This window comes from Rhodococcus marinonascens NBRC 14363, from assembly GCF_001894885.1.
Lineage (GTDB): Bacteria > Actinomycetota > Actinomycetes > Mycobacteriales > Mycobacteriaceae > Rhodococcus_F > Rhodococcus_F marinonascens.
In genome coordinates, this window is sequence record NZ_BCXB01000084.1 from 1 (window position 1) to 5,367 (window position 5,367).

Annotated in this window: 8 protein-coding genes; 4 read left to right on the plus strand and 4 right to left on the minus strand. The window is 64.2% G+C overall.

The features are described 5' to 3' along the window. A partial coding sequence (locus RM2_RS24965; RefSeq protein ID WP_218017271.1) for a hypothetical protein occupies positions 1-247 on the plus strand: 247 nt, incomplete at its 5' end. Here the strand turns inward: RM2_RS24965 and RM2_RS22645 are convergent. The 4 genes from RM2_RS22645 to RM2_RS22660 all read right to left on the minus strand — a co-directional run bounded on the left by RM2_RS22645 (position 237) and on the right by RM2_RS22660 (position 3,574). Beyond that, positions 237-530: a sigma factor-like helix-turn-helix DNA-binding protein gene (locus RM2_RS22645; RefSeq protein ID WP_072691710.1), complete on the minus strand. Its 294-nt coding sequence runs from the start codon at positions 528-530 to the stop codon at positions 237-239. The two genes, RM2_RS24965 and RM2_RS22645, sit on opposite strands and share 11 nt — an antisense overlap. Then, a complete protein-coding gene (locus RM2_RS22650; RefSeq protein WP_139277915.1) occupies positions 527-1,423 on the minus strand; it encodes a replication initiation protein in 897 nt (298 codons plus the stop codon). The genes RM2_RS22645 and RM2_RS22650 overlap by 4 nt, the downstream gene beginning before the upstream one ends. Positions 1,424-1,653: 230 nt before the next feature. Next, entirely contained in the window at positions 1,654-2,427 is a 774-nt protein-coding gene (locus RM2_RS22655; RefSeq protein ID WP_072691711.1) for a GIY-YIG nuclease family protein, read from the minus strand. After that, positions 2,420-3,574 (minus strand): DNA cytosine methyltransferase, encoded by a 1,155-nt coding sequence (locus RM2_RS22660; RefSeq protein WP_139277916.1) that lies wholly within the window; start codon positions 3,572-3,574, stop codon positions 2,420-2,422. Before RM2_RS22660 ends, RM2_RS22655 begins: the two co-directional genes overlap by 8 nt. A 281-nt stretch (positions 3,575-3,855) precedes the next feature. Here RM2_RS22660 and RM2_RS22665 point away from each other — a divergent pair, with 281 nt between their 5' ends. The 3 genes from RM2_RS22665 to RM2_RS22675 form a co-directional block, all read left to right on the plus strand. Then, positions 3,856-4,269 (plus strand): very short patch repair endonuclease, encoded by a 414-nt coding sequence (locus RM2_RS22665; protein ID WP_072691713.1) that lies wholly within the window; start codon positions 3,856-3,858, stop codon positions 4,267-4,269. Positions 4,270-4,446: 177 nt separating this feature from the next. Then, the gene (locus RM2_RS22670) at positions 4,447-4,968 is read left to right on the plus strand and encodes a hypothetical protein (RefSeq protein ID WP_139277917.1); all 522 of its coding nucleotides are present in this window, start codon (positions 4,447-4,449) and stop codon (positions 4,966-4,968) included. A gap of 172 nt (positions 4,969-5,140) precedes the next feature. Next, positions 5,141-5,367 (plus strand): MerR family transcriptional regulator (locus tag RM2_RS22675; RefSeq protein ID WP_218017272.1); only part of this gene is annotated, 227 nt, incomplete at its 3' end.

Below are 5,367 nucleotides of genomic sequence, written 5' to 3' on the forward strand. Positions count from 1 at the left end.
CTGTGACCTGGCCCTTGAGAACGCAGAACTCCGGCAACGGCTGGCTGTGGCAGAAGCCTTGGCGAGTGAACGCAATCGGATCATCGACGTGCAGCAGCAGATGCTCAAGATGCTCGAAGCGAAACAGGCGGCCCCGGCCACCGCCGCTCCCGTAGCGAGTCCGCCGGCGACTCCCACCCAGGCCAACGTTCAAGAGCCCAGAGGAACTCTGGGCCGGATACGTCGACGGTTTTCGGCTAGGAGCTGACCGAGGACTTGCGTGCTTCGTGGAGCAGCGCACCTACAGCGCCGGTGGAGATGCCCATTTCCTCAGCGATCTCCTTGTACTTCAGGCCCGAGGCACGCAGCGCAGCGGCGCGTTCTCGCCGTTCCTGGGCCCTGGCCTCGAACTCCTCTCGAGGTTCAGCGATGATCCGCTGAACGGTGCGAGGAGAGACACCGAGTCGGGCCGCACCCTCCTTGGCGGTCATGGTGCGGCGCGCCCTGGTCTCCGCACCCTTCCGTTTGCGGACGGGGATGTGTTCGGTCATCGCAGAACCTCCAGCGCTAACGCGCGATCGATCTTCGTTCTCCGCCGCCGGTTTGCCTCGATCTTCGCAGGTGAAACCACCCGCCCACCGATTTTCCCGCCGCGTCGGCCGACTTCGGCCTGTCGGGCGCGGTAGCTCACTTCGTCGAAGTTCCGCCAGATCCATTTACCGATCGAGTGGGCGGTGGCGCGAACCTCGACGAACGGCAGCGGATCGGAGAACTGAGTGTTGACGGCGTGGCAGTGCTGCAGGACCAGTTGCAGCCAGGCATCTGTGCCGCCGTCGCGGTGTGTCCACCATTGTCCGTAGGCCCATATACGGGTGGTGTCGAACATGGTGACGTTGCGGCCGAGGCCGGCGGCCCGGTCCGGTCGGCGTGGCATCTGCCGAGGGGTGTGGATGGTGACCAGGTCCCGCAGCGTGTACGGGTCGGCGGGGCCGTAGATCGTCTCCCAGTCCGGATGAATGGGGTTCTTCGTCAACTGCCCGCCGTAGGCGAAATCTCCGCCCACGGAGATGGTGAGGCCGGTTTCGACCCGGTGCGCGAGCCGGAGCGGGGCGAGCAGACCGGAATCGGTGCGGCAGACATGGTTTGAGCCGAGCCACCAGCCCAGATGTGCTCGCCCGGAAGGGGATTGGGATACCCAGTTCGGGGCCGGATGGTCCGAGGGCTGCTGAAATGCCCGCATGGCGGCGTCGGGGTGGTCGCAATCGACCACGATCGACCCGATCAGGGCGTGGGGAGAGTGTTCGATGTAACGCATCTCGAGAGCTTCGCCCCGACTGCGCCGGTACTGGCCCTGATCGAGATAGTTCGTAGCGTATGGACGGTGCGGAAGCAGCACCTCGCGGCCCCACAGTTCGTCCGTGAGGACCGATCCCGGCGAAGTCATGAGGGAGACCCTGCCGTAGAAGAGACCGAATATTGGTATGCGACACGCCGGAAAGCTAAAAAATTATTGGGGTACGACGAACCAAAGCCTTATCAGGTATCCCGCTCTAAGGCCGTTCACCTGACCCTCTATAGAGCCCTCGACGAGCAGGGGATCACACACAAAATCCGCTCAGGGAAATCCGGGTCACGCTAGATATCTACACGGGTCTGATCGTCGTGCTGGGATGGTCAGCCGTCCCCATCACTGTCGTGGAACTCGGCCATGACGCTTCCGACCAGTGCGGTGACGTCAATCGCCGCTGGATCGGGTCGGTTCCTTCCCTCCGCGTAGGCCAGCCTCGCCGCGGCCAGATCCGCGAGGCGCACAGCCTGGATTACGATCACTCGGCGCAGTCCTGCAGACACTTCGCCGCGCTCGTGTGCCACCGCGGCAACGCGAGACAAGGTGTCGGCGCGGCGAGCGATGCGGACATCAGGATGTTCGCGGTCCTCGCGCATCGCTGGTGGGATCAGATTGAAGCGCGCGTGGGCTGGTAAATCGACAGGCTCTGACACCGGTGGGATCTTCTCGTTGAGGATTGCCCTATATTTCGAGTTCTCGATCGCGCGCACGTAGACCGAGTACTCGACCGCGTCGACCTCTGCCTTCGTGTCCGGGTCGGCGCGCAGGAACTCCAGCGGGTACAGCTCCAACTCCGCAACCTCGAATGGGTCGAGGATCCGGTACGCGAGGGTGTCGGATCGTTGCCCTGTCAGGTGTCGGCCGATGCGTATACCGAAGCTCTCCCGTGTTTGTCCGACATAGATGGGCTCGCCATCGTAGTCATAAAACGCGTACACGCCGATGCAGCTGCGAAGCTTCTTCCCGCTTGTCGGGTCAACGGAGTTGAGCGCTTCGGTCAGCAGCTCCCGGAACCCCCGAACGAACGCGGTGGGCATCTCCTTCTTCGATGGCACGGTGCTGTCTGGCTCGTTGTACGAGGCCACACCGCGGCTAGCCATGGAGCACGTCCTCGTCGAGCACCGTCGAGGCTGCCTCGTCGAGCGAGCCGTCGAGTAGCGGCACGAGGTAGTTCTTCGTCAGCCACGACACGACAGGTACGGCCACCGCGTCGCCGAACCCGAACAACGCCTGGTTAATGCGTGTGCCGGTCAGATCGTAGAGGCCGGCACCCATTAGCCGCGCATACTCCAGTGGCGTCATCCACCTGACCTTCGTGGCACCACCTCCGAGTTTGACCACGGCCTGCTTCGAGGACCCGCCCCGAGCGGTGCGCAGGCAGCCGGACACATCGTCAGCGCGGACCTCCCACACCGCGACCCCGTTACGGGTGCGCCGGTAAGCGGTGCGATAGCTGGACCGTTTGGCCCGCCGGAGTTTGTTCACCCGGTCGGCCTGTTTCGGTGACAGTGAGTCGAGGAACGCGGTGGTGCGGGCCTCGTCCCACCATCGCTCGTCATCGTCGGCGATCCTTTGGACGTACATGCCAAGGCCTCGGGTCACAGGCGCGGGCGGTGGCGGAAGCACCGCCCGGTGCATGCGCAGCGCGTCGTTGCCGAACATGTGCATGAGTGAGTCCGGTCGCAGCTCGGACTGCTGCTGCTGTCGCATCGGCGGGGTCTGTGCGCCAACGATGAACAGTCGGGGCCGCGACTGCGGCAGGAATCTGCGCGCATCGATCATCAGCACGTCGGTGGAGTAGCCGAGCCTGTTGAACTCGCCGATCGCCGTCGCGAGGTCCTCGCCACCGTGTGATGTAGCCAGGCCGACCACGTTCTCCAGAACCGCGACACGCGGCCGCTTCTCCGCTCCATACTCGTCGAGCACACGGGTGAACTCCCAGAACGCGCCCGAATGCTTGCCGCTGAGCCCCGCACGGTCACCCGCGAGTGACAAGTCCGTGCACGGCGACGACGCCCACGCGATGTCGGCAGTGGCCGGCATCTGATCGGAGTGCACCTCTCCGAGATCCCCGAGGTGGAAAGTGTGGCCGTCTTCATCGGCGCCGAAGTGCCCCTCGTACATCGCCTTCTTGTCGGGCCCAATGTCGTTTGCCCACACAACCTTCACCCCGGCGTCCTCGAGCCCCATCCGGGCGAGTCCGATCCCCGCGAAGAACTCCAAGGCCGTGTATCGGTGAACCGTCATGTTGGGGAGAGTATCGACCGGCGGTGTCATGTTCTAGCAGGCCCGCTGGGGGCATCCGATTTCATCTGGCGTGGTAAGAGATCCCCGACCATGGTTGGGGCCTGGGTTGGCCCCCAATCCGGTCGTCCCACGCGGCACGGTACCCCGGACGCGTACGGCAATCACTGGGCACCAGTACGACGCCTGCGGACGCGAGTGTAAAACGGGCTCGGTGAGCGGCCACCCAAGCGAGGGCGGGTCGGCTAGCTGGCCGTATCCCCGCAGAGGACGAGACTGGTCACATGGTCGAGAGTTGGGCTTCAAGCCCAGGTTCGCGCGCATCGATGCGCGCGAACCGGCGACGGGACACGAAGCCCGAGCTCGCGGTGCGCAAGCTGGTGCATGCGACCGGGCTGCGGTACCGCGTTGACTTTGCGCCTCTCCACACCCACAGACGACACCGTGCCGACCTCGTGTTCACCCGCGCCAAGGTCGCAGTCTTCATCGACGGCTGCTATTGGCACGGCTGCCCGGAGCATCATCGACAACCGTCTGCGAATGCGGACTACTGGGCAGCGAAGGTGGCGGGCAACCGTGACCGTGACGCGCAGGTGTCCGCTCGGCTGGTCGATGAGGGTTGGACGGTGCTCCGGTTCTGGGAGCATGAGAACCCGACCGACGTCGCGGCGCAGGTCGTGGAAGTGGTGCGGGGATAAGTGTTCTCGGGCGATAGCCCGTACCCGGCTTACCTCCCGGACTCAGTCAGTCAGGTTCCCGGTTCTCCAACAGGGTCAACTGGCCGTGGTCCAGTCCATCAAACCCAAATTCCTTGACACACCTCTTGCACTAAAGTGCAGAGTTTCGGCGGGACGAAACGTTTTCGAGGGGGTTCGATGGATGAGAACACGGTTTTACCTGCGTCGAATGTGGATGCAGTGGACCCGTTGATGTGCCCGTGGTGCGGGAAACAAGTAGTGCAGCCGGCGACCGGGCGGCGACGGGTGTGGTGTGCGGATCAGTGCCGCCGTGCGGCGCACTCTGCCCGGCAGGCGGCACGTGCTGGGCAGGTGGGGATGACGGTGATCCGGCAACGGGTCGAGGTAGAAAAGCCGCCGGCAGATGACGCCCCGCTGAGCGTGCGGCGGCTCAAACGTGAGGGGTGGATCCACCGGGACGACACCCCGAAAATGCTCGAGGCGATCCTGCAGAACGACGAGCTGCAAAGCCAGGTGATCGACAATCTGGCATTCCGGGCCGAGTGGAACCGGCTCGGCCCGGGTCCACGTGAGGCACTGAAGAGGCAGTTACCGCGGCTGGTTTCCTCAACCCAACGGCCCCGACTGCAGGAGGCGGCCGCGCCGACACCGACCCTGAACCGGTCGCAGCGTCGAAAGGCTGCCAAACGCCGACGGTGAGTTTGCTGTTGTCGTCGACTTATCGATGCCGTATTAATCCGCAGCTCGGGTTCTGGGGCCTTGAACTGTGTCATGACCGGGGATCAACGTGGCGTGACCGGGAATCATGACACCCCGTCTAGCCTGCGTGAAATGCAGTTGAACGGGGGTCGATTGATGGATCATGAGCCCCATGACCGGGGTTCATGATCCACACCGACTGACCATCAAAGAAGCGGTCGACGCGACACAGGCCAGCGAAAGCACAATCAAGCGGCGCATCCGCGCCGGCGCCTTCCCCAACGCCGCCCAGAACGACGAGGGCCGGTGGCTGATCCCCCTCGGTGACTTGGCAGCAGCAGGGCTTCGACCAGGAAGAATGGCGAAACCTGACCCGGTGACCCCTCCGGATGACCGGGT

Coding starts and splice junctions, on each gene's coding strand:
- RM2_RS22645 (WP_072691710.1), bottom strand. CDS start 530: ATGACCGAACACATCCCCGTCCGCAAACGGAAGGGTGCGGAGACCAGG.
- RM2_RS22650 (WP_139277915.1), bottom strand. CDS start 1,423: ATGACTTCGCCGGGATCGGTCCTCACGGACGAACTGTGGGGCCGCGAG.
- RM2_RS22655 (WP_072691711.1), bottom strand. CDS start 2,427: ATGGCTAGCCGCGGTGTGGCCTCGTACAACGAGCCAGACAGCACCGTG.
- RM2_RS22660 (WP_139277916.1), bottom strand. CDS start 3,574: ATGACGGTTCACCGATACACGGCCTTGGAGTTCTTCGCGGGGATCGGA.
- RM2_RS22665 (WP_072691713.1), top strand. CDS start 3,856: ATGGTCGAGAGTTGGGCTTCAAGCCCAGGTTCGCGCGCATCGATGCGC.
- RM2_RS22670 (WP_139277917.1), top strand. CDS start 4,447: ATGGATGAGAACACGGTTTTACCTGCGTCGAATGTGGATGCAGTGGAC.